Origin of the sequence: Pseudomonas serbiensis (genome assembly GCF_030580745.1) — a bacterium.
GTDB classification, from domain to species: Bacteria; Pseudomonadota; Gammaproteobacteria; order Pseudomonadales; family Pseudomonadaceae; genus Aquipseudomonas; species Aquipseudomonas serbiensis.
This window is the reverse complement of the sequence record NZ_JAUQOO010000029.1, coordinates 1-20,353: the sequence shown is the minus strand read 5'-3', so window position 1 is coordinate 20,353 and position 20,353 is coordinate 1. Positions and strand designations below refer to the sequence as shown.

The following is a 20,353-nucleotide window of genomic DNA, read 5'->3' as shown; positions in this document are numbered from 1 at the left end:
ACCATGTACCGCTTTTTCGAACAACTCAGTTCAAGGATCGCTGCCCCCTTCATCAGCGAAACAAAGCGCAACAGCAAGGTCTGGCAGTGCCGCTGCGGCCAATCGGTGTTCTTTCCCAACTCCCAGTGCCTGGCCTGCTCGGCGGCATTGGGCTATCTACCGGAACAGGAGCGCATCGCCACAATCGAAGCCGCCGCCGAGCCCGATACCTGGCGCCTGAGCGAAGACGCCGGCGCAGGCCTCTACCGACGCTGCGCCAACCTGCACACGCCAGCCGCCTGCAACTGGCTGTTTCCGGCTCACAATGCAGGTGAATACTGCATCGCCTGTAGCCTGAACCGCACCATCCCCGACCTATCCGTCCCGGAAAACCCCGAGCGCTGGCGCAAGGTCGAAACCGCCAAGCGGCGCTTGGTGGCGCAACTGATTTCCCTCGGGCTGGAAGTCATCCCCAAAACCAGCGACGAAGACACCGGGCTGGCCTTTGATTTTGTCGGCATCGACCTGGAAGGCAAACCACCGACCACCGGCCACGCCAACGGCCTGATCACCCTCAATATCGAAGAAGCCGACGACGCCCACCGCGAAGCCGTGCGCGTACAGATGCACGAGCCTTATCGCACCTTGCTGGGGCATTTCCGCCATGAAGTGGGGCACTATTACTGGGACCGGCTGATTGCCGACACCTACTGGCTGCACGGCTTTCGCAACCTGTTCGGCGACGAACGCGCCAGCTATGCCGACGCGCTGGAGAACCATTACCAGAACGGCGCCCCGGAAGGCTGGCAGCAACAGTACGTCAGCGCCTACGCGACCATGCACCCGTGGGAAGACTGGGCGGAAACCTGGGCGCACTACCTGCACATGATGGATGCCGTCGACACCGCACTGGGCCTGGGCATGAGCGCCCGGGAAATGGAGCTGGACTACCAACCGTTCCCGCTGCAAGCCCTTTACGAGCCCCAACACCCCGACGGCCCGGCCTTCCTCTCATTCATCAACGCCTGGATAGAACTGGCCAGCATGCTCAACGAACTGTCACGCAGCATGGGCCAACCCGACTTCTACCCCTTCGTCCTGCCCGCACCGGCCATCGCCAAACTGCACTTCATCCACCTCGTCATCCAAGGCTCCACCACCCCGTAGGAGCGAATTCATTCGCGAACAAACCGTGAAATACCGATCAATCAGGCATACATCTCACTTGTGGGAGGGGCCTTGGCCGCGACGGCATCACCCAGGCCCCCAATCTGCTAATGCCTGACCACAGCCCTGTCCAACCCAGGCCGAAACACCTGCTTCTCCACCAGATCCAGCGCATCACAGCCATCGCTCAACAGCATTAGCGCCGCATTGGCCATATAACGCACATCAGCGTCATCGGCACCGTCCAGACATTCCAAGAGGCGACGAGCCATGCGGATACGCCGGTCGGCACTGGCAAACAGAAAATCCAGCGGCGCCTGACTGTCGATATGCATCACAGGGTTATCAGTGTTGTTGCTTTTGAGAGGTACGAAGCGGGTCATGCTGCACCTCCGCAGGGCGTGAGGGCAGGGGGATTGGGTGTGATTTTGAACATGGTTTGGTTCCTCATATTGGATAAGGCTACCGAAGACTCACTTCCACATGAGTGGGTGGCAGCTGTGCGTGGGTGTGGAAGACCGGTTAGAGGAACCCGGCGCACCCGAAGGTGCCCCCAGCGCACAGCCGCCATAGCACAGCAATCAGACACCTTTCGGTCCCCGATTGCTTCTATGAGCTTCTGCGGCCTCTAACACAGCGGGGCTTCCACACCCCATCGCTGATATGCAGCGACGGCGCGACTATAAGCCCCGAACCCGCTCCCTGCAACCCGCCGAGCCCTTGTGACACAAGTGCTTGAGCAATCTCGAATTTTTATCCTGGATTACGGGTTGTAACTTCGCGCCAGACCGGTACAATGGCGCGGCTCGCCGACTGGCGAGTGTCGTTATGGTGACCCCATCGGTCCCCCCGCAACGATTACCCGTCAACCTGGTCAGGCCCGGAAGGGAGCAGCCATAGCGGGAACATTGTGTGCCGGGGTGTGGCTGGTGGGGTTGCCACCTTTCTTTTTGACTCGTTGAGTTTTTTGACGGGTTGTCTGTTTGAAAAGTCCTGATGCTTGGTAGTGATGGATACACCTGAATGGGTGTTGCTTTATTGTGGGCATAACTTTTTGCATATTCTTACGCTAGTAAACATGTGTTTGCTTAGCTTCCCAGCTTTCCCATAACTGTGCAGGCCCACACGTGGGTGTGAAAAACTTTTGTGATGATGGCATTCCAGTGGCTTTTTGTAGCTGTTATTCTCGTGAAGAAGGGAGGTTAGCTTAGGCAAGGCCGTTCCCATCGTTTTGGCTCAATGGGAATTGGGATTGCTGAATGGATTCGGTTACTTACGTGCCAGATGGTAGTGATTGCGGGATAACTTTATATCTGCAAGATCCCGAAAAATATCGCGGCAATATCGCCTGTGACTTGTGCGACGAGCGTGCATGGTTTGTCAAAGGTTTCTCTACGGAAAAATATCACCGAGCAGCGTGTTTTGCTGCACACCATGATGAAGAGTGCGATAAAAAAGTCACCCTTATTGCTGACGATAATATCGAGCCCTCCTTGGGTGATCCGGCCACTATCCATGTGGACCTGGATAAACAGCGTAAACAATCAATTGAGGTAGCTGCTCCAGCGCCAAAACCTGATAAAGAATCCCGCTGGGGAACCACAAGAAAATACGCCAGTATTGGCGACTATCCCGAAAACAAATCGTTGCGACAAATCCTTTCCAGTTTGTGGCGTAATCCTGCATATCCTGAGGATGACGCTACTGTAAAAATGGTTGCAGACGGTGGGCGTGTTGTTCTTGAGGGTGCTCTCACAGACTTTCTAATTCCTCAGGCAGAAATTTCAAATGCTCCGCTCGGTACACCCAGAGTGTTTTGGGGGCGTATCAATAACGTGAAGAAAAATAATGGTGCGCTGTGGTTGAACTGTGGTGACTATAAGACAGAACCGAGCATTCTGATTGACGATGAAGAGCTAGACTCTGATTTGATGGAGGATTTTCGTTTAAAAGATATTGATGATCTTCAAGGTGCGGATTTTATTGTGGTTGGTGTTGCGTTTAAAGCGCAGAATGGGAAAACATATATAAAATTTGGATTTACAAAGTATATAGCTTTTAGAAAGTATTCTATTTTTCATGGGGGGGTATAATGCTGAGCATGTTAAGCTAATGCAAATGCAGTTATCTAAGTCTATTGATGCGTTTATATAGTCTCTGGTTGAATTGCCGTTATTAGGAGAAGTGATGTCACAAAAAATGTATCGCTTTTTAAGTTTGATATTTAGAATGTTCGGAGCTTGTTGTTCTTAGGGTTTTTGGTTGTATGAGTTTTTAAAAGAAAAATATTAACTGAGGATGCTATAAGTAAGCTCCGGCGTTTTCTATAGGTTGTATGATTTTAAATGTAATTATAGCTTGTAAATATGGCTGATTTTAAATAAGGGGAAGTTATGAGTTATAGGAATAAAACGTACGTGGCTTTTGCTAGTGAAAATATTCATCTGTATAGGATGATGGAAGCTTGGAGGGATAACGAGAATATTGATTTTGATTTTTACGATGCCCATGATCTTTTTATATCAAAAGACACAAGTAAGCCAGAGACAATTAAGAAGAATCTTCGAGAAAGGATGAAGAATGCCAAACAGATTGTGCTGATAGGCAGTAAAGACGCTAAGAAGAAAGGCGGTGATGGAGAGTCATTTCTTGCATATGAAATTGATTTGATTATAGAGCTAAATTTACCTGTGGTTGTGGCTAATTCGGATGGTGATCGTACTGTTGACAAGAATTTTATACCGAAACCACTGCTGGATAATGAATATTACACGATTTCAGTATCTTTCCAGCCTGCGATAATTAAGTTTGCCTTGGATAACTATCCATCGGATTTTAAAAAGGGTGAGCGGAAAGGTCCGCATAATTACACCTCAAAAATATATTCTGACTTGGATCTCTGAGGAGGTTGTTATGGCCCATAATTTTTTTATGGGCTTTATTGGAGTTGATTTTGCGCTGCGCTATTTTATAACCCGTGTTTTGTTGAGAGGATATCGAGAAGGTTTATCTCGTTGATTTTATCTTTGTGAATGATTATTGATAGTTTTGCTGGGTGTTTGAAACGCATTTCGCTAATTCGAAAAGTCCAGAGCATGATTTTTAATAGTTCTTCGTCGGAGATGTTACGGTGCTCTTTTATTCGTGTTATGCCAGAGCCGAATATTGGTACGCTTACGCTTTTTTGAGCATATATCTTATTTACTTTATCCCAAAATTTTATAAGAAAACCTAAGTAGTCAGGCATCGTTAGATAGGCTTTGTTTTTTTCATCAAATCGGCTAAAGGCTGCTAATAGAAAATCGTTATATACGCATATAGTACCTAGCTCGTATTTTTGTTTTTTTCCACTTATCCGGTTTTGGGCATCTTCAAGTAAATCGTCGTTGTCGTAATCATAGCTTTCAATATGTTTGTCTAGAGCTTCTAGTGATGTCTTGGAGTGCTGTGTTATAAATATTCCATTTAGTGAGGCGTGCGAGATTATTTTGTCATCCACTATTGTGTCGAAGTACTCATTGAATGCAATTGCTTTAAATCCAGGCTGCAAAAATAAATCTCCGGTTTTAATGTTTACTGTGCTGCCTTCTATTTTTAAGCTTATGGATTTTAAGCTATTTAGTTCTACCCAGTTAAATATATATATTATGGTAAGTAATGCTAAAAAAGAATAGCCGCTAGGTTTTTTGAAATCATCTGGTATTGACATGAAGGCCAAAGCTAATGTGAAAAAGGCGCTGATAAATGAAGCCTGTATCAAGAATTTTTTTATCAAGCGTTTATCATATATTGTGATTTTTTTCATGGTTTTCTCTTTGTGTTAACGGTGTTTTGGTTTGTAGGATAAGTGCGGTGCTTTAAATTTTTTTGTTGCATGGTTTTGCTAGGTGTGTATTAATGAATTGAGTGTGGATATCGCTATCACCTTCACGTGCTTATAATTTTTGTATGCCTTACGTATTTGGATAAAAGGTTTTTATAGCTTGAATTCTTGGGTTGAGAACGGTTTGGGCAAAAAGGCCTCTGAAAATAATAAGCATCTTGATCCGCCGCTCCCCCAATAAAAAACGCTTTCTTCTCAGCCACCGGCACCGTTTTAACCACAGCATCATTAACCGCCGTCAACGTATGCGTCATCACCAGACGCGCTGGCTTTTCGTTCAAAAGCACAATCTCTTCTGCTTATTATTCAACGGCCATCTTCAATCCGCCACAAACACTTTAATGCTTTCAGCCACCTGCGACCTCACCCTATGTGTGAAGCCCTGGGCATCACTGACGCCTTGTTCGATGCTGCCGTCGGCGCGCTGGATGGCGTAGCTGCGGTTAGCCATGGGTTCGCCGGTGGTTTCGTTGATGAGTTTGAACTTGTTGCTGAAGGAGGCCGAGAAGAAGGTGTCGTCGATGATGACGATAGGTGCAGGCAGAGGGATTCCAATTGCCGGGAATATTAAAGTAGGAGGCCAGCGATCTGCAATAAATGGGTGCGCGGTAGGTAGGGGGCTTTCAGTGATTGAGTTATTTTCCCTCACTTTTTCCAGTATTAGCGCTGATGGGATAAAGAAGGTATTGGTGTAGTAACTATCGTATCCCCATGAAGCTGTGAGACGGACTTTGCAAGGGATTGATACTTGGTCCTCAATCAATGCTTTTATGTCGTCGTACTCTCTCAGACTGCTTTCGCTTCCGTTTGGTGTTGAATGAGAAAAATATACTTCTGAAATGAAGTCGCGGTTTAGCCTGCTTTGATTTTTTGCCTCTACTAAGCCACTGGCTTTTGTTTTAATGACATGAGCTGTAGAAAAGTCTGTATCGCGATCCAGAGAGCACGTCAATACTGGGCGTTGTTGGTTGCTGTTTTCGTAATTGTTGAAGGCGCGCATCAGATCAATGCTTGAGGTAAATTCAATCGTATAAAGATTATTGGGGCCTCGCTCAAAAGACGATAATCTAAGCTCTGCGGGCGGGATGTTTGGCGTTTTCATGCACGCAGTACACAAGGCTGCTGCCAAGAGCGTGGAAATATAAAAAACTTTCATCAAGCGCTCATTTACTTATCTGCTCGATTATCACGGTAGACGGAATAAATAACGTATTTGTAAAGTAGGCTTTGTACCCATAGGCAGTAATACGCACTTTGCAAGGGACTGATGCCTGTTTTGCAAGCAATGGTCTTATAGCTTCAAAGTCATTATGCTGACGCTGGGATCCATCCGGGTTGTAATAATAAAATACCAGCTTGGAAGTAAAGCTGTAATTGGGTTTGGTTTGATTTCTTGCTTCCACCCGTCCTTCGGCTCTTATGTTGATAGGGCGCTCTATCGAAAACTCTACGTCAGGGTCCAGGGAGCAGATAAGTGTGGGTGTTAATTGGTTGCTGTTTTCGTAGTCATTGAACGCATTTTGTAGATCTACGCTTGAGGTAAAGTTAAGTGTATAAGGGTAGTCCGGTGCTGGCCCAAATGATGATAGCGTCAGTTCCGCGGGAGGAATGTTTGCTGTTTTTACACAGGCGGTGCATGAAATTGCTATCAAGCATATGAGGCTGCGATACATATTCATTGGCCAAAGATACCTTGGATAGATTCAAAAACCAGATCGCATGCTGATTTGTCTCCTTGGACAGGTGTTGCAAACATTCTGCCTGCTGCGTAGTGGTTGATATCGGCTGTTATATTTATTGTTGGCCCTGTTTCGATAACCCAGTGCTCTCCAAAGTTTGCGACGCCATCGGAGTCATCGGGTCTACGGGCGCTAGCCCTGATATTGATCCAGGTTTCGGCAACAGGGGTCGGTTCAGAGAAGTAGATGTCAGAGCCTACCCACACCAAAAAGCCCTCACCTACCGGGTCCAGAGTGACCAGGAACTTGATGTTGTAACCGGCCTCGGACAGGATTTGTGAAAGATGTGCTCCATTCCACCCACCCAGACTGTGCCCGACGATATAAACGGGGCATGATTTGCTGGGTATGTTATCGATGAAATGAGTTTGGATATCGCTGTCACCTTTGGCGTGCTTATAGCTTTTTGTATAGCTGATGTATTTGGATGAAAGAGCTTTTATGGCTTGGATTCTTGGGTTGAGAACGGCTTGGGCGTCGTTGATGTTGTAAAAAGGCCCTTGGAAATAATAAGCCTCCTGATCTGCCGCCCCCCCAATAAAAAACACTACCGCCTTCTTCTCAGCCACCGGCACCGTTTTAATCACGGCATCATTAACTGCCGTCAACGTATGCGTCGTCGCCAGACGCGCTGTCTTCCCGTTCGGCAGCACAATTTCTTCTGCTTGTTGTTCAACGGCCATTTTCAATCTTCCAGAAACAGTTTGATGCTTTCAGCCAGGTGCGAGCTGATCATGTGGGTAAAGCCCTGTGCATCGCTGACGCCGTGTTCGATGCTGCCGTCGGCGCGTTGGATGGCGTAGCCGTGATTGGCCATGGGTTCGCCGGTGGTTTCGTTGATGAGTTTGAGCTTGTCGCTGAAATGCACGGGCATTGGCAGCAGGCCGCTGAAGGGGGCCGGGACGAAGGTGTCGCCGATGATGACCGTGCCGGACCCGCCAATGATGATGTTGCCGTGTGCGCCGGTGCTGTCGATGGTCGCGGCGTTAAGGCCGTTGATGAAGACAGTTGAGCTGACGCCGCCGGTGATGGGGCTGCCGCAGGCGGATTTGTCGGTCATGCGGGCGGCTGGCAGGCCGTCGAAGTTTACATCGGGGGAGCCGCTGGCTATCGGGTTGGTGCCGTGCCCAGGCAGTGGGCAACTGGTGGGGTCGCCAAGGCGGGCAGCAGGTTTGCCACTCATGCGAAATTCCATTTCAAAGTGTCGGATGGGTCTGATTGGCAAGCCGAATCGTTCACAGCTTGTCAGCGGTGGCAGTTTAAGGGCCTACCCGACGTTCAGCAATGGATGACGTCTGTCTTCCTGGAGCATGTGCGACGCCAGTAGCGGATCACTTCCCGGTTCGTTGGGGGCTCACCAGGCTCACGGAAATCATACAAGGCCTCCGCCGTTACCCATTACGAAAGCAGTTGAGTGATTGAGGTTTGTCAATAACTCAACTGCTGACTCGGTGCAGTGTATGGGCTGGTTAAGTCATAAATTTTTCGGTAGTGATTTTTCGGAAAGATAAGCCGCCCACCCCGCTCCTAGAAAGGTTGTAGCGGTCCAGAGCCCAGCCATTCCTGCCAAGGTTATTAAATTAGGTAACTCGTCATAATAATTAATGAGTCCTCCCATCGTCAGGGCAACAAAAAATATGCCAACCTTGAGTTCGGTTGCGACCGAACGCAACATCCGTCCTGATTCTCGTGCTTTAGGGAATTTCTCGGTTCTGTTCCATGGAAGGGAAATTTTCACGAGCGGTGCCAGGAAGCCGCACATGTTTGTCCATCTCAAGGCATTCTCGATAAGGATACTATTCAAGAAGTCTTTGACCCGTACGCCGCCCATCATCTGGAATGTAATCCATTTGTCACCATAAAGCAGTGCCACGCGGGCCGCACTGAATATGATGGATGAAACCAGTATACTGAAAGGGATGTCCGACTCGGCCCATGCGGGGAAAACCGTTATCGCCAATACGACGATAAGCATGTTCAAGGGTATTGCGAAGCGGTGTAGATGGGTACGCATGATCAAAATGAAAGTATTCCATTTCATTTGTCCTAGGGTCAGCGCGGATAAATAGCCTCGCCAATGATGCAGTAACTGTTGTGTCGGGCCTGCTGCCCAGCGAAAAATCTGTTTCTTAACGGCTTCAAATGTTTCAGGCAACAGTCCGCGTCCTGCCGTATCGCCCAACACATTTCCCTTATAGCCCGCCAGCCCCATTCTTATTGTGAGTTCAGAGTCCTCTGTCAAGCACCACTCACCCCATCCGCCTATTTCAGTAATAACGTCGCGACGGAACAGGCACATGGTTCCAATCGATAGGCCAGCGTCATATTCATCCAGCGCAGGCAATACCATTTTGGGGTAGGGCGTATAGGTGTAGTAAGACCCCGCCAAAAAAACGTTTTCTTCGTAGCTATGATAGTCATGACTGAGTTGGACATAGCTGATATCCGGGTCCGTGAAAAGCTTTTGATACTCCTCAAAGTAAGCTGACTCCACGATGTAATCTGCGTCCACAACGGCAATAAATTCTGTATGAGACGGTGACTGGCGAAGCGCATAGTTCAACGCACCTGCTTTGGCACCCGTGATTCCTTCGACATGCCTGAATGATACGGACTCGCCCTTGACTTCACAGTGCGCTTCCAACGGTTGCCAGATCTGCTCATCTTTAGTGTTATTGTCGATGACCAAAAGATGTGACTGTCTCCCCAAGTTGTTTGCAATGGCATCAATAGACATTTTGACGACTTCGGGAGGTTCTGAATAAGAGGGCAGATGGACGCACACGCTGTCGAAATCACTGCGCTCTGCCAACCGCTCGCGAGCGCGTGTCATTTTCGGGAAGTGCATGTTGAATTGAGGAACATTTAACAGAGGCTTGAAGGGGGCCGTGAGCATCATATAAATAAATGAAAATAGTATTCCGACAACAATTGATCCCTCTATTTCAAGGGAGGCATAATGGATGACGAGGGCTGTCAGCATTAAGAAAAAGGGCAGATACTCTACGGTCGTGACTGCTATGCCCATTGTATTGGTTAAAGGTAAAAACCATTTTCGTGTTTGAATTGCCAGGGTCAGTGAGACCGATGTGCCTATTAAAATAAACATCGCCTCTTTAAAGGGTAGAAACGCGCTGGGTGCAATGACGATGATGAGCCATAGGAGAGAAATGTTGACTTCACCTGTTCCCCTGACGTGATGGGCTAAGCGTTTAATTGTCAGGACGAGTGTTGCCCAAGCCGCGAATAATAATCCGACTGTTATATGATATTCCACGTTGTGCTCCCACAATGATTTTGGATGCGTAAAGGAAATGAATCAATATCTATCAGGGTGTTGGCTGTTTATGCAGACGCTCATCAGTGTCAATTGACTGTTGCCGCAGCGTGTATCGAACACGCCTTGTTTCAGGGCGAACATTGTCTTTTATAGAGAACTGCCCAGTTTTACTTATGGCTCAGGGTTTATTTTGATCCGTTCGTTATCGGCTTTTTGGGCGTTATCGAGGCTGCCGGCATCGAACCGAAGTGCAAGTGTGTTTGCATATGCTTCTGTTTTTCTGAAGCAGGCACCCCTGTATTCAGGCCGTTTCACGGGTATTTATTTATTGATTTCAATGGGTTAGTGCGCAACTGATCATCGTCGAACTTCCCTGGGCTCCTTGATAAATCAAAACGATGGAACCGTTCCACCTAGGCAGGCAGATTACGATCGGTGGATATTTATTTTCGTTAGCTGACGGTGTGTTTAAGTAGTTCTCTGTGGGCGAGATTGCGGAGGTGGCGTTCAGTGACTCCAAAACAATTGGCAATTTTCTGCGCAGGCATGTCTTCTGTAATTGCCTGTTGTATAGCCACTTTTCTAAACGCATTAAAGATACCCCAGGCAGAGGGTATATCAAGGCTGCCACTGGCACCGACATGAGTAATGAATTGTTTGTGTGTTTTTTCTGAAATAATAATTTCTATCTTTTTTAAAAAATCTTGATGGGATTTATTTATGTACAAACGACTTCCTCCATAACGTCGGATAAAACAGGACATTGTCAGAATGCCGTCATTTTCGGCCAGCTCGGCAGCCAGCCAGGGCAGGGTGCATAATAACGCATGTCGATGCACTAAATAGAATCTCTCTATTTGCGAAAAGCGATCGTCATCCCGGTCTGGTAAGCCAGAGAAGAGCGTATAGAAGTCTATGTCGGCCATGCATCAATCCTTGTCGTATCAAGAGAAAGTAAGAAGCCAGGTGTGATGTCTTAAACGTCTTGGTACATCTTATCTATGAGCACGGTGTTCTGGCTTGTCTGAACAGGTCAAAGAATTGATTGTGCGAGCCATGGTTCGGTCAAATAGGAGTTAAAATGAACAAGGCATCTGTGTGGGCGTCGGAATTTTCTCCGGAGCAACGTGTTTTTCAATGGTTTTATATGTTTAATGAGAATGTCTGTAATTTTCCCACGGACCTCTGGGAGAAGAGCTTCAAGATTCATGGTGTGACGGAGGGTTTCAACGCTCATTTCTACGCTCAGCAGTTCGGTGAATTCAATGTAACCTCGCTGCGTTCTACGCCATGGAAGATTGGTTGTAGTGGATTGCCTGAGACGCACTCGCTTCCTGCAAGGAGATTTTTGGTTTTTCAGCGAAAAGGAAGTATTCAGTACGTTCAGAATAATAAAATGATCACCTTACAACCCGGTGATTGGGGATTGTTTAATCTCGGGGTCGAAACTGAAGTGCTTCTTCATGAGGATGTGCACTTGATCATGATGACCTTTCCGGCAAGTCAAATAGATTCAATACTGTCGTTGGTCGAGATGCAACTGCCTTTCCGTTTTGACAGCACGCGTGAAAAGAAATCACAGTTATTCTACAACTCTGCATTGACACTCATTTGCGACGAGTTGACATACGGGGCGGAGACAGGAGAGCGTATACTGCAAGCATTGATTTATTTGCTGAAGGAGACTATCGAGAGCTATAGCATCGTGCCCTTTGATTTGGCGAAGTCAAAAAATAGTCATTACAGGGATTTGAGTATCCAGTATTTGAGTGCGCATTTGGATGATATGTCTTTTTCGGTCAGTAAAATGGCGAAAGCATTGAGGTTTAGCGTGAGGACGCTCAATCGAGTGATGAGGGATGTGCACGGGGAAAGTGTAGAAAAGCTGTTGTGGAAAATGAGGCTCGAACAGGCAAGTCAGGCGTTGAAATTGCGCAGCAATGATCGCTTAAGCCTCACGGATATCGCGTATTCATGTGGTTTTAGCAGTGCTTCGCATTTTTGTAGAAAGTTTAAAGAGTGCTGGGGCGTTACACCAAGCCAGTTCAGGATGCAGCACAGGTGTTAATGAAGTTAATCAGGCTCACTTTAGAGCTCTGTGAAGGACCGCCGGACAAGCCGCAAGCGGATGGCATCGTGACCTGAAATTTTATCGAACTTTTCACGATATAGTCTCCCTGTCTACTCAGTAAGGCCAGTGTGGAGCCTATTGTCAGTATTTGCAGCCAAGCCACGTTGCTCTACTGTCCGTCTTTCCTGGTTAAGTCCCGTGCCGCATCGGACTGATAGGCCGCGAGACTTTCAAGAAAAACTGCTGGCAGCTTGGCTGTAGTTCTTATCCGTTAGTGATCAGCTTTTAAGAGCCCTGCCATAGGCACGAATACGCCAGGCTTGTGCTGCTCTTTCTCCGAGGTCGGCTCTCGTAAATTGGGATGCCATCCGGTTGCATCGATACCAGGTTGAATCAGAAGTTGAAAGCCGTCCGAGAAAAAGGCATCGACAGGTTCCTTTCCGGGATTGAAGGCCCAATAGTTGCGCTTGCCATTTTTCTCGAAGACGGCATAGAACGGCAGATTACAGGTTATGGATTCCACCGGTTCACCGAGTTTGGCAAGCGTTGCAATCCATAATTGTACAGTGCCGGGGTGTAACGACCACTCTGTCAGTTCCGATTCAGAAAAACGATCAATAGTCGCCTGTGCGGCCGAGGTATTGGTCAATGCCTGAGTCATCGCCATTACGTTTCCCCAGCGCGGCCCATTGTGATCCCAGTCAGCATAAATTTTGTTTAGCACAGCCTGTAAATGCGGATTGCCATATAAATAAGTCGAACTTGCCTGGATCGGCAGGAGGTTGACACCCAGGGCTTCGGTCGGGCGAACATCAAACCAGGACCTGCAGCTTGCTCCACTTGACCATAACATTCCAACAAAAGGCTGCGCAAAATTGTCGGGAAAACTATCGTCCCAGCGATTGAACCAGTAATCGAGTGTTGTTTCGCATTCGGCGGTATAGAGCATGATGCCAAGATCTTGAATTTTTTGATCTTCCAGTAAACCGCCTAGCAGTGCTACCGATGCGGCAAAATTGATCGATTCGCTTGACGGCTCGGCGTTAAGTCCTTGGGAATAGGCACCACTGCCATTACCCCAAGAGTGACCCGAATAGGCATCAAAGCACCGCATGAACGGAAAGAGGGTGCTGTCACGCTCAGGGTTGGCCACATCGCCTATTATTTTTAACAAAACAGTTTTGATTTCAGGACGATTAATCCAGGCGCGATCGTGCAGTCCTACGGCGGCGGCCGCTCTTAAAAAATAACCATAATAATAGATATGATCATTCATGTGCTCAGCCACTCCGTGTACCGAGCAGGGCGTAAATAACAACGTCGTCCACTGTTTGTCGTAGTAAAAGCCTGTTTGGTCGCGCATTTCAAAATAGCTTTCCAGCTTGTATTTGATGGTTTCTATAAAATGCTGAACAGCTGAATCATGGCCAACGTACCGAGCAGTGTTCGCCATGTCTGCCAGGCGAACAAGTGCTTTACCGGCCCAATATCCATCGTCTGATGAATACCCTTCCAAGGGACGTTGCCATAAGGCTGTTGTTGCGGATGCAGTGTGGGCATCGTCGATCAATTGATAGGTGTGAGCTGTCGCATCGACGATCGGTGGAAGGTAGGGCAGGAAGCTGCGCTTTTTCATGTCTACCGAGAATTCAGTTACATCAACAAGGGTCATGAGTCCGCGTGCAGAGGCATAATGACCAAGGGCGACAAGCCCGCTGCTTCGACGCCACTGATGCGGTAACAGCGCTTGCAGAAAGCCGCCACTTTGAGATTCATCATCATTGTGCATCGCGAAATGCATCTGAACGCGTTTCTCTGAATGATCCACTTCCCACTCGAAGCCTTTGTCCACTGGTCTTCTTGTCCCCTGAAGAAGGAAGTGCTTTAGCAGTGTTCCCTCTAGATCGGGAAGAACGTGCACGGTCACGGCGGAGTCGTGTTTGACACCCCGGACGCCCAGCGTTTTATTATCTTTGCACTCCCAAGAGCAACCTTTGTAGCAAATCAAATACTGCACGTCTTTGGAAGTTGCAATAATCGCCTGGTCATCAGGGCAGGCAGAAAAGTGGGTGGTGTGTTCAAAAGAGATGTCCAGATGTGAAGGGCCCTCAAACCAGAAATGAACAGAGGGACAACCCTGAACAGCTCGCATGGTCATGCGCTGGTTTTTCCCCTCCCAAACAACATCCACTGTTCTGTCGGAGTAATCCTGTACGCCGAAGCTTACTGCCTCATCCTCTGCCAAGCGAAGGGTCAGGTCATGTAAAAAAGGCAGTTCAAATGTTCGGTTATCTGGTGTGATTTGCACGGCTCTTGGATAGCCGATTTTCATGCCGCTCTTCGTCGCCTGGAAACATAGCGGCAAGGCATACATCCTTTCGCAAAACTGCTTTTCTTCTGCTTGCCACAACATAGGAGTCCACCATTTATGTGTAGTGGGCAGCTTTTGCATTAAACCTGCGATCCGAGGACGGGCAGGCTGCATACGTCCAGAGCGAGATTGGGTTGCGGGAACAGGTTGTCTCTGGCTTTGCTCATCATCCCACAGGTACTCCTGAACCCTGTCCAGAGCCCAAAGATCATTGCCGGAAATTGACTTCAAGTCGCCGCAATCTTCATTGGAGAACGTTTGGAGTGCGTAAATGGTTCTCAACTCTTCGGTCAGAATACCGCTTGAATCCTGGCGTGCGGTCAACAAAATAGCAGCGGCTTCATGCGGCTTCATTCCTTGTTGTACACGCCGGTAGAGATGAGCCTCCAGTGTTCTATGCTTTTCGCAGAAATAGTTGAGATTGATGTTTGCCTGGTGCATTCGTTCGGCTTTCGCCTCACGTAATCCTGCATCGCCGAGTTTGTGTATTTGGTGATAGTTTACAGCCGAATTTTCAAAGCTAATGTGTCGTCCCTGCTGGATAAGATTTAAGCAAAAGTCAACATCTTCAACACCCCAGCCCTTATAGGTTTCGTCAAAGACGGCTTCTTTGCCATAGCGTCTGTCAAAAGACATATTGGCTGTTGTCCCCCAAATCCAGGGCATCAACTCAGCACACAAAGAGGGCTCTCCTGGTGAGTTGTCAATTTCATCCCCCATCACCCATAATTTCAGGAACTCATCAAAATCATTCATGATTTGTCTGGGCGAAATGAGTGCCTGCCATGTGTCATCGGGTAAGTATGGAAATGAGAATCCGGCAGAAACGCTAAGGCGTTCATAATCAGTTGGTATCAGGGGCAGAGCGTTCCGCCAAATGGTCAAGGCTCGTTTCTTCCATCCAATGCAGATCACGGAGGGGTCACGCTGCAACGCTGCACGATGCTGCTCGACAAAATCAGGTGCGGCGATTCGGTCATCATCACAAAGAATAATTAAATCTCCTGTGGCTTCTTCCAGGCCTGCATTACGTGCGGCTGCGCGGCCACCACACGCCTGAGATCGAACCCGAATCGGCAGTCTATCGATATAGTTCCGAATAACATCAAGTGTATGATCACTTGATCCATCATTAATGATGACAATCTCATCCGGCGCCTCAGTTTGAGAAACCAGAGAGGCGAGCACAAGATTAAGGTATTCTGCTTTGTTATGGGTTGGGATGATGACAGACGTTCGCAAGGTATTCTCCTCGATAGTGTTGACGTGGTTTTGTTTAGGCTGCGCGAAGGCAGACAGTCGCTATTCAGCGATGCCGTTTTGTGTTCGAGACTGCTGTCAAAGCAGGTGTCTTATTTGTAATTGGGTGGCAATACGTGCCCATCAATTAAAATAGAAATCCCTACCGCGGTACCCTGGGTATTGCATAAGTTAACAACTTGCAGGTGACTTTTTCAGCGTTTCCTTGCACAGATCTGCATGGTTTTCAGGGTTTAAATGGTTAGAGCTTAAGCATCGTGGCACTTCCCTGTGGCCTTGATGAATCCCCCTGTTGGGCCGCAGAATTAAATGGCAGCGCGTTTAAGTAGTTCTTTATGAGCGAGATTTCGGAGATGGCGTTCAGTGACACCAAAACAATTGGCGATTTTCTGTGCAGGCATATCTTCTGTAATGGCCTGCTGTATGGCTACCTTTCTCAAGGCGCTGAATATTCCCCATGCAGAGGGAATATCAATGCTTCCACTGGCACCTGCGTGAGTGAGCAGTTGTTTATAAGTTTTTTCTGAAATAATTATTTCTATTTTTTCTAAAAAATCGTGATGTGATTTGTTTATATATAAGCGACTTCCTCCATACCGGCGGATAAAACAGGACATTGCCAGAATTCCGTCATTTTCAGCCAGCTCAGCAGCGAGCCAAGGCAGCGTGCATAATAGCGTAACCCTATGCTGTGAATAGAAACTCTCTATTTGCGAAAAGCGGTGATCATGACTTTCAGGCAAGCCGGAGAAAAGCGTATAGAAATCTATGTCGGCCATACAGCTATCCTTGTCGCACTAAGAGAAAGTAAGCATTCAAAATGCCATGTCTTAATCGTCTTGGTAAAGCTTATCTAAGGGCGCAGGGGGCTGGCTTGTCTGAACAGGACAATGAGTTGATTGTGCGGGCCATTGATCGTTTAGCCAGGCAATAAAAGGAACACGCCGTCTGTGCGAACATCCGGTTTTTACCCTGGGGTTCTGAAGGCGTGTGTTTCAAGGTTCCGGTATTGTGGCGGGTTCAGCGTTCATTGACATCCCCCGCCTTTCGGTGAGGTTTATGTGATTTTTCTGAGTTTTAATTCAAGAGGGATTGCTTGAGATGAATAAACTTCCCTGCACTTTTTTCGGTCATTAATGGCGGAGTATTGAGGTTTAGCGTGAGGACACTCAGTAGAGTGATGAGGAGAGGCGGCGTTACACCAAGCCCATTCAGAAAGCCGCGCAGGAATGGATGGTTTTCATCAGGCTCACGTCAGAGAAATTTTAAAGGAACGCTGACGGACAGAATGGATTCGTTGCTCTTGAGTGGAATGCTGGAATAGCCTGATTGTTGGGGTGATCCATTGGCGCTGTTCCGGTATCGTATGTGGCGAAAGTCGAATTGTGTGTAACGATCGCTTCCCGTGCGCAGCTTGTAAGCGATGCTGTATCGCCAAGCCTGTTCTGTGAGTGATGTCTGTTGTTGAATGTCGATAGACCCGGCAGGGCGGGCATTCCAGGCGTAAGTGTGGGCAATACCGACTGTCAGTCCTCGCTCTTCCTTACTCAATTTGTATGTGATGCCTGTATACAGGGCGCGCTCGCCATGTGCATTGAAGTCTGAACGGCTATCCCACCCTATATCCATGCGACCGTTGGATGATCCATAAGCGGGTGTCATGCGTGGTGTGAAATATCCCATCGATCCTTCTGCTTTCACGGAGGTAGCCTCTATCCGCCACCCCAGTGAGCCTTGGGTGGAACCAATAGTCAGGGCTTGCAGCCACGCCAGGTCGGTATACTGTGCGTCTTCCTGTTTCTGGTCTCGTGCAGCATAGAGCTGATAGGTCATGAGTGCCGGCATGAGCGTGATATTGACAGGCCGTGAGACTTTAAAGAAAAACTGCTGACGGTAACCTTGTGCTTGTCCCCATGCGGCTTCAACTGAGTAGTCTTTGTCATCTTGATATTTTAATCCCAGAGTGTGCAAGTAATGTATTCGGGTTCTCCCATCGCCTTGTAAAAAAGAGTCTGTCTTTGTATACCATGGTGCTTTGTATTGATCGCTCCAAAAATAAGACATTTCAAGAACACCTGACGGCTGTGGCAGTTTTACGCCGGCTTCCAAACCGCGATAGGTTCCAGGTACGAAGCTCCAGTTTGTCGCCAATAAGCCTTGACCGTGGGGTTGTAAATACCCAAGTCGAGCCCAGAACGGGCCTGATCTCCATTTGCCGGCAGCCTTGTAGTAGCTCCAGCCTGCCCTGTCCCCTGAGTAGCGTTCTTCGGACAACTGTTTTTCTTGAGACAGTCCCATTGTGTTGGGATGAATACTGCCTTGGCTTGCCGTCAAGGGCGCGCTGCTGAAAAGGCCTATATCCAGCCCTAGGGTATTTAGAGCATACCCTGATGTAATGTCTATATGTTGTGCAAGAACAGCTTGTTTCAATGTGCTTTTGACGTCGCTGTTCTGTGCCGTAGCGTCCCATTCATGACGTGTACGTTGCCAGTAATTAAGGTGGCTTGTTACTTGAGTCTGCTCATAAAAACCTTCCTCGGTTGTCTTGCACTCTGCTATTTTTCCCCACGCGCTTAGGCCCATAAATAGCACTGAGCTTATTGCCTTGTTCATGCGTTTAAACATTGTGAGGCTCCTCCTATCACTGACGAGCAGGCGTCAGTGATTCAGCAATCAGAGAATTCGGCCTCGTAAGCTCAGTCTTGTCAGTCGCTCTTCCCACTCCATCAGATTTTTATACCAAGGTGCGGTAAAGCAGGAAGGATCACCCGGCATATTTGACTGCGTGGTCAGTTCGGTGACGATTTCTTTGATTCCAGCCTCAATGTCGATTGAGGGTGTGAATTTTAATTGTTTCCGAGCTCGATTAAAGTTCAAGCAGTAGTCACGGCTGTCTGCGTTGTTAGGGGCAATGATGATCTGTGCAGAACTTACTTGTTGTGCAACGCACTCGGCAATTTGTTTAATGGTGTAATTCAGCGTATCGCCGCCCACATTGAATATGCGTTCGGGCACTAACTCTGTGTCAAGCTCAAGTGCCAGCAGCACAGCCCGTGCGACATCCCGAACATGAATGAAGGGTCTTTGCTGGCAACCATCACCGTCGATTCTTATCACGCCTTCACGCATCGCCATATGCGTCATGGTGTTGACGACCAGGTCATAACGCATGCGTGGAGCGAGGCCAAACACCGTTGCATTGCGCAGCATGACAGGTTGAAAGTGTGTGTCGCCCAGCGCTAACAGGCTATTTTCCACCTTAAGTTTCAGTTCCGCATAAAGGCTTTGAGGAACGCAGGTCGCTTCTTCTTGCAAAGGTTCATTTCCGGACCGCCCATAAACAGAGGCCGAACTCATGTAAACGTAGTTTTTGACTCCGGCTTCCTTGGCCGTCCGGGCCAGATGGCAGGCACCCTCGTAGTTGATCGAATACGTTGCATGACGTGAGATCAAGGCTGCCGGGTCGTTGCTGAGTCCGGCCAGGTCCACCACGGCATCGACATGCTCAAGCAGAGAGGCCTCTATTTCGCGTATATCTCCCCGGATTACCAGAGTTGACGAAAGCTCAAAATCACCATTGCGCCTTCCGAAAAAGAAACGGTCAAACGCGATGACTTCATAACCGCTTTTAACCAGAAGCTGGCATAAGACAATACCGATATAACCGCCAGCGCCTGCTACCAGGATTTTTTTACTCATGATGCGACCCCTTGATGATCCACCACTGGAAGTCCTGATAAATAAAGCGTGTATAGCAATGCGACTATCCGATCGCATTCGGCTTCGCTCATGTCGTTATAGATAGGCAGTGCCAGGACACTGCAGGCGAGTTCCTCTGTCAGTTTCAGATCGGTTTGCAGGGGGGAGGCATACGCCGGCATCAAGTGGCACGCTGGCGAGTAATACTTGCGAACCATCACATTGGCCGTTGCCATAGTGTGTTGTAGTTCATCCCGATTCATTCCATAGTGTTCGGGGTCTACGCGTACCGGGAGGTATTGCCAGACCGGTTCCTGTTCCCCTGTCGGCTGGCATACATTCAGGCCAGGTATGCCTTCCAAACCCTGAATCAGACGCGCAGCAGCTTGGCGTCGGCATTTGAGTTGCAACTCCAGAGATGGCAACTGAGCCAAGCCGACAATCGCATTGATTTCACTCATCTTCCCGTTGAGCCCTACATATAGGCATTCGCCTTGATCGCTTTGACCAAAGTTGCGAATTGCCGCTACGCGGCTCATCAGTTCAGCGTCATTAGTGCATACGCAACCGCCTTCCAGAGTGTTGAATGGCTTGGTCGCGTGAAAGCTGAAAATCTGCCCATCGCCGAATCCACCAATGCGCTGACCCTGATAAAGGCTGCCAAATGCCGGCGCGCTATCGATGAACAACCGCAGCCCGTTCTGTTTAGCAAGTTTCTCCAGAGACTTGTAGTCGTTGGCATAACCGTAGACATCCACTGCTAGAATGGCTCCAGTGTGTTGCCGCTGACCGAAAACTGACCCAGTAGAGGCTGTTCTGCCGACTGAAAACTGACCCAGGTGTTCAACTGCTTCTGCTCACTTTTTGAGCAGGAGAACACAGGGTGATCAGCATGGAAATGTTG

18 protein-coding genes and 1 other RNA gene are annotated in these 20,353 nt (G+C 48.3%); 5 read left to right on the top strand and 14 right to left on the bottom strand.

Annotated elements, in window-relative coordinates; all coding sequences use genetic code 11:
• The first annotated feature begins 3 nt into the window (after nt 1-3).
• Entirely contained in the window at nt 4-1,146 is a 1,143-nt protein-coding gene (locus tag Q6A51_RS25135) for a zinc-binding metallopeptidase family protein (protein WP_304575982.1), read from the top strand.
• A 107-nt stretch (nt 1,147-1,253) separates the two neighbouring features.
• Here Q6A51_RS25135 and Q6A51_RS25130 read toward each other — a convergent pair whose 3' ends face one another.
• Complete coding sequence (locus Q6A51_RS25130) at nt 1,254-1,529, bottom strand: hypothetical protein (RefSeq protein ID WP_122320727.1); 276 nt, start codon at nt 1,527-1,529, stop codon at nt 1,254-1,256.
• 455 nt (nt 1,530-1,984) lie between these two features.
• On the opposite strand from Q6A51_RS25130, the gene ffs reads away from it, so the two are divergent.
• The 3 genes from ffs to Q6A51_RS25115 all read left to right on the top strand — a co-directional run bounded on the left by ffs (nt 1,985) and on the right by Q6A51_RS25115 (nt 4,049).
• Nucleotides 1,985-2,081: signal recognition particle sRNA small type (gene ffs / locus Q6A51_RS25125), an RNA gene on the top strand.
• A gap of 324 nt (nt 2,082-2,405) precedes the next feature.
• Nucleotides 2,406-3,239, top strand: a complete 834-nt coding sequence (locus tag Q6A51_RS25120; protein WP_304575981.1) for a hypothetical protein — start codon at nt 2,406-2,408, stop codon at nt 3,237-3,239.
• A gap of 324 nt (nt 3,240-3,563) precedes the next feature.
• On the top strand, nt 3,564-4,049 hold the full coding sequence (locus Q6A51_RS25115) for a TIR domain-containing protein (RefSeq protein ID WP_236124288.1): 486 nt from the start codon (nt 3,564-3,566) through the stop codon (nt 4,047-4,049).
• 65 nt (nt 4,050-4,114) lie between these two features.
• Here Q6A51_RS25115 and Q6A51_RS25110 read toward each other — a convergent pair whose 3' ends face one another.
• The 8 genes from Q6A51_RS25110 to Q6A51_RS25075 all read right to left on the bottom strand — a co-directional run bounded on the left by Q6A51_RS25110 (nt 4,115) and on the right by Q6A51_RS25075 (nt 10,974).
• Nucleotides 4,115-4,951 carry a macro domain-containing protein gene (locus Q6A51_RS25110; protein WP_201006132.1) on the bottom strand — a complete coding sequence of 279 codons (837 nt, stop codon included), beginning with the start codon at nt 4,949-4,951 and terminating at the stop codon, nt 4,115-4,117.
• A 122-nt stretch (nt 4,952-5,073) separates the two neighbouring features.
• Complete coding sequence (locus Q6A51_RS25105) at nt 5,074-5,316, bottom strand: hypothetical protein (protein ID WP_304575980.1); 243 nt, start codon at nt 5,314-5,316, stop codon at nt 5,074-5,076.
• 32 nt (nt 5,317-5,348) lie between these two features.
• Nucleotides 5,349-6,185 (bottom strand): hypothetical protein, encoded by an 837-nt coding sequence (locus Q6A51_RS25100; RefSeq protein WP_201006135.1) that lies wholly within the window; start codon nt 6,183-6,185, stop codon nt 5,349-5,351.
• 7 nt (nt 6,186-6,192) lie between these two features.
• On the bottom strand, nt 6,193-6,708 hold the full coding sequence (locus Q6A51_RS25095) for a hypothetical protein (protein ID WP_304575979.1): 516 nt from the start codon (nt 6,706-6,708) through the stop codon (nt 6,193-6,195).
• Nucleotides 6,705-7,451, bottom strand: a complete 747-nt coding sequence (locus Q6A51_RS25090; RefSeq protein ID WP_304575978.1) for an alpha/beta hydrolase — start codon at nt 7,449-7,451, stop codon at nt 6,705-6,707. Before Q6A51_RS25090 ends, Q6A51_RS25095 begins: the two co-directional genes overlap by 4 nt.
• A gap of 2 nt (nt 7,452-7,453) precedes the next feature.
• The gene (locus Q6A51_RS25085) at nt 7,454-7,951 is read right to left on the bottom strand and encodes a PAAR domain-containing protein (RefSeq protein WP_304575977.1); all 498 of its coding nucleotides are present in this window, start codon (nt 7,949-7,951) and stop codon (nt 7,454-7,456) included.
• Nucleotides 7,952-8,242: 291 nt separating this feature from the next.
• Nucleotides 8,243-10,045 carry a glycosyltransferase gene (locus Q6A51_RS25080; protein ID WP_147471842.1) on the bottom strand — a complete coding sequence of 601 codons (1,803 nt, stop codon included), beginning with the start codon at nt 10,043-10,045 and terminating at the stop codon, nt 8,243-8,245.
• Between the two features lie 455 nt (nt 10,046-10,500).
• The gene (locus tag Q6A51_RS25075) at nt 10,501-10,974 is read right to left on the bottom strand and encodes a hypothetical protein (RefSeq protein WP_025259285.1); all 474 of its coding nucleotides are present in this window, start codon (nt 10,972-10,974) and stop codon (nt 10,501-10,503) included.
• A 155-nt stretch (nt 10,975-11,129) separates the two neighbouring features.
• On the opposite strand from Q6A51_RS25075, the gene Q6A51_RS25070 reads away from it, so the two are divergent.
• Nucleotides 11,130-12,116: a helix-turn-helix domain-containing protein gene (locus Q6A51_RS25070; protein WP_025259286.1), complete on the top strand. Its 987-nt coding sequence runs from the start codon at nt 11,130-11,132 to the stop codon at nt 12,114-12,116.
• 274 nt (nt 12,117-12,390) lie between these two features.
• Here the strand turns inward: Q6A51_RS25070 and Q6A51_RS25065 are convergent, their stop codons facing one another.
• The 5 genes from Q6A51_RS25065 to Q6A51_RS25045 all read right to left on the bottom strand — a co-directional run bounded on the left by Q6A51_RS25065 (nt 12,391) and on the right by Q6A51_RS25045 (nt 20,216).
• Nucleotides 12,391-15,732 (bottom strand): glycosyl hydrolase, encoded by a 3,342-nt coding sequence (locus tag Q6A51_RS25065; RefSeq protein WP_201019959.1) that lies wholly within the window; start codon nt 15,730-15,732, stop codon nt 12,391-12,393.
• A gap of 323 nt (nt 15,733-16,055) precedes the next feature.
• Nucleotides 16,056-16,529: a hypothetical protein gene (locus Q6A51_RS25060; protein WP_025259288.1), complete on the bottom strand. Its 474-nt coding sequence runs from the start codon at nt 16,527-16,529 to the stop codon at nt 16,056-16,058.
• 475 nt (nt 16,530-17,004) lie between these two features.
• Complete coding sequence (locus tag Q6A51_RS25055; RefSeq protein ID WP_122320711.1) at nt 17,005-18,375, bottom strand: lipocalin/fatty acid-binding family protein; 1,371 nt, start codon at nt 18,373-18,375, stop codon at nt 17,005-17,007.
• 48 nt (nt 18,376-18,423) lie between these two features.
• Nucleotides 18,424-19,449, bottom strand: a complete 1,026-nt coding sequence (locus Q6A51_RS25050) for an NAD-dependent epimerase/dehydratase family protein (protein WP_025259290.1) — start codon at nt 19,447-19,449, stop codon at nt 18,424-18,426.
• Nucleotides 19,446-20,216 (bottom strand): DegT/DnrJ/EryC1/StrS family aminotransferase, encoded by a 771-nt coding sequence (locus tag Q6A51_RS25045; protein WP_304575998.1) that lies wholly within the window; start codon nt 20,214-20,216, stop codon nt 19,446-19,448. The genes Q6A51_RS25050 and Q6A51_RS25045 overlap by 4 nt, the downstream gene beginning before the upstream one ends.
• Between the last annotated feature and the right edge of the window lie 137 nt (nt 20,217-20,353).

What these genes read in the sequence shown, in the direction of transcription:
- Q6A51_RS25095 (WP_304575979.1), bottom strand. Translation starts at nt 6,708, where the DNA reads ATGAATATGTATCGCAGCCTCATATGCTTGATAGCAATTTCATGCACC.
- Q6A51_RS25130 (WP_122320727.1), bottom strand. Translation starts at nt 1,529, where the DNA reads ATGACCCGCTTCGTACCTCTCAAAAGCAACAACACTGATAACCCTGTG.
- Q6A51_RS25135 (WP_304575982.1), top strand. Translation starts at nt 4, where the DNA reads ATGTACCGCTTTTTCGAACAACTCAGTTCAAGGATCGCTGCCCCCTTC.
- Q6A51_RS25070 (WP_025259286.1), top strand. Translation starts at nt 11,130, where the DNA reads ATGAACAAGGCATCTGTGTGGGCGTCGGAATTTTCTCCGGAGCAACGT.
- Q6A51_RS25090 (WP_304575978.1), bottom strand. Translation starts at nt 7,451, where the DNA reads ATGGCCGTTGAACAACAAGCAGAAGAAATTGTGCTGCCGAACGGGAAG.
- Q6A51_RS25085 (WP_304575977.1), bottom strand. Translation starts at nt 7,951, where the DNA reads ATGAGTGGCAAACCTGCTGCCCGCCTTGGCGACCCCACCAGTTGCCCA.
- Q6A51_RS25110 (WP_201006132.1), bottom strand. Translation starts at nt 4,951, where the DNA reads ATGAAAAAAATCACAATATATGATAAACGCTTGATAAAAAAATTCTTG.
- Q6A51_RS25100 (WP_201006135.1), bottom strand. Translation starts at nt 6,185, where the DNA reads ATGAAAGTTTTTTATATTTCCACGCTCTTGGCAGCAGCCTTGTGTACT.
- Q6A51_RS25060 (WP_025259288.1), bottom strand. Translation starts at nt 16,529, where the DNA reads ATGGCCGACATAGATTTCTATACGCTTTTCTCCGGCTTGCCTGAAAGT.
- Q6A51_RS25055 (WP_122320711.1), bottom strand. Translation starts at nt 18,375, where the DNA reads ATGTTTAAACGCATGAACAAGGCAATAAGCTCAGTGCTATTTATGGGC.
- Q6A51_RS25075 (WP_025259285.1), bottom strand. Translation starts at nt 10,974, where the DNA reads ATGGCCGACATAGACTTCTATACGCTCTTCTCTGGCTTACCAGACCGG.
- Q6A51_RS25120 (WP_304575981.1), top strand. Translation starts at nt 2,406, where the DNA reads ATGGATTCGGTTACTTACGTGCCAGATGGTAGTGATTGCGGGATAACT.
- Q6A51_RS25050 (WP_025259290.1), bottom strand. Translation starts at nt 19,449, where the DNA reads ATGAGTAAAAAAATCCTGGTAGCAGGCGCTGGCGGTTATATCGGTATT.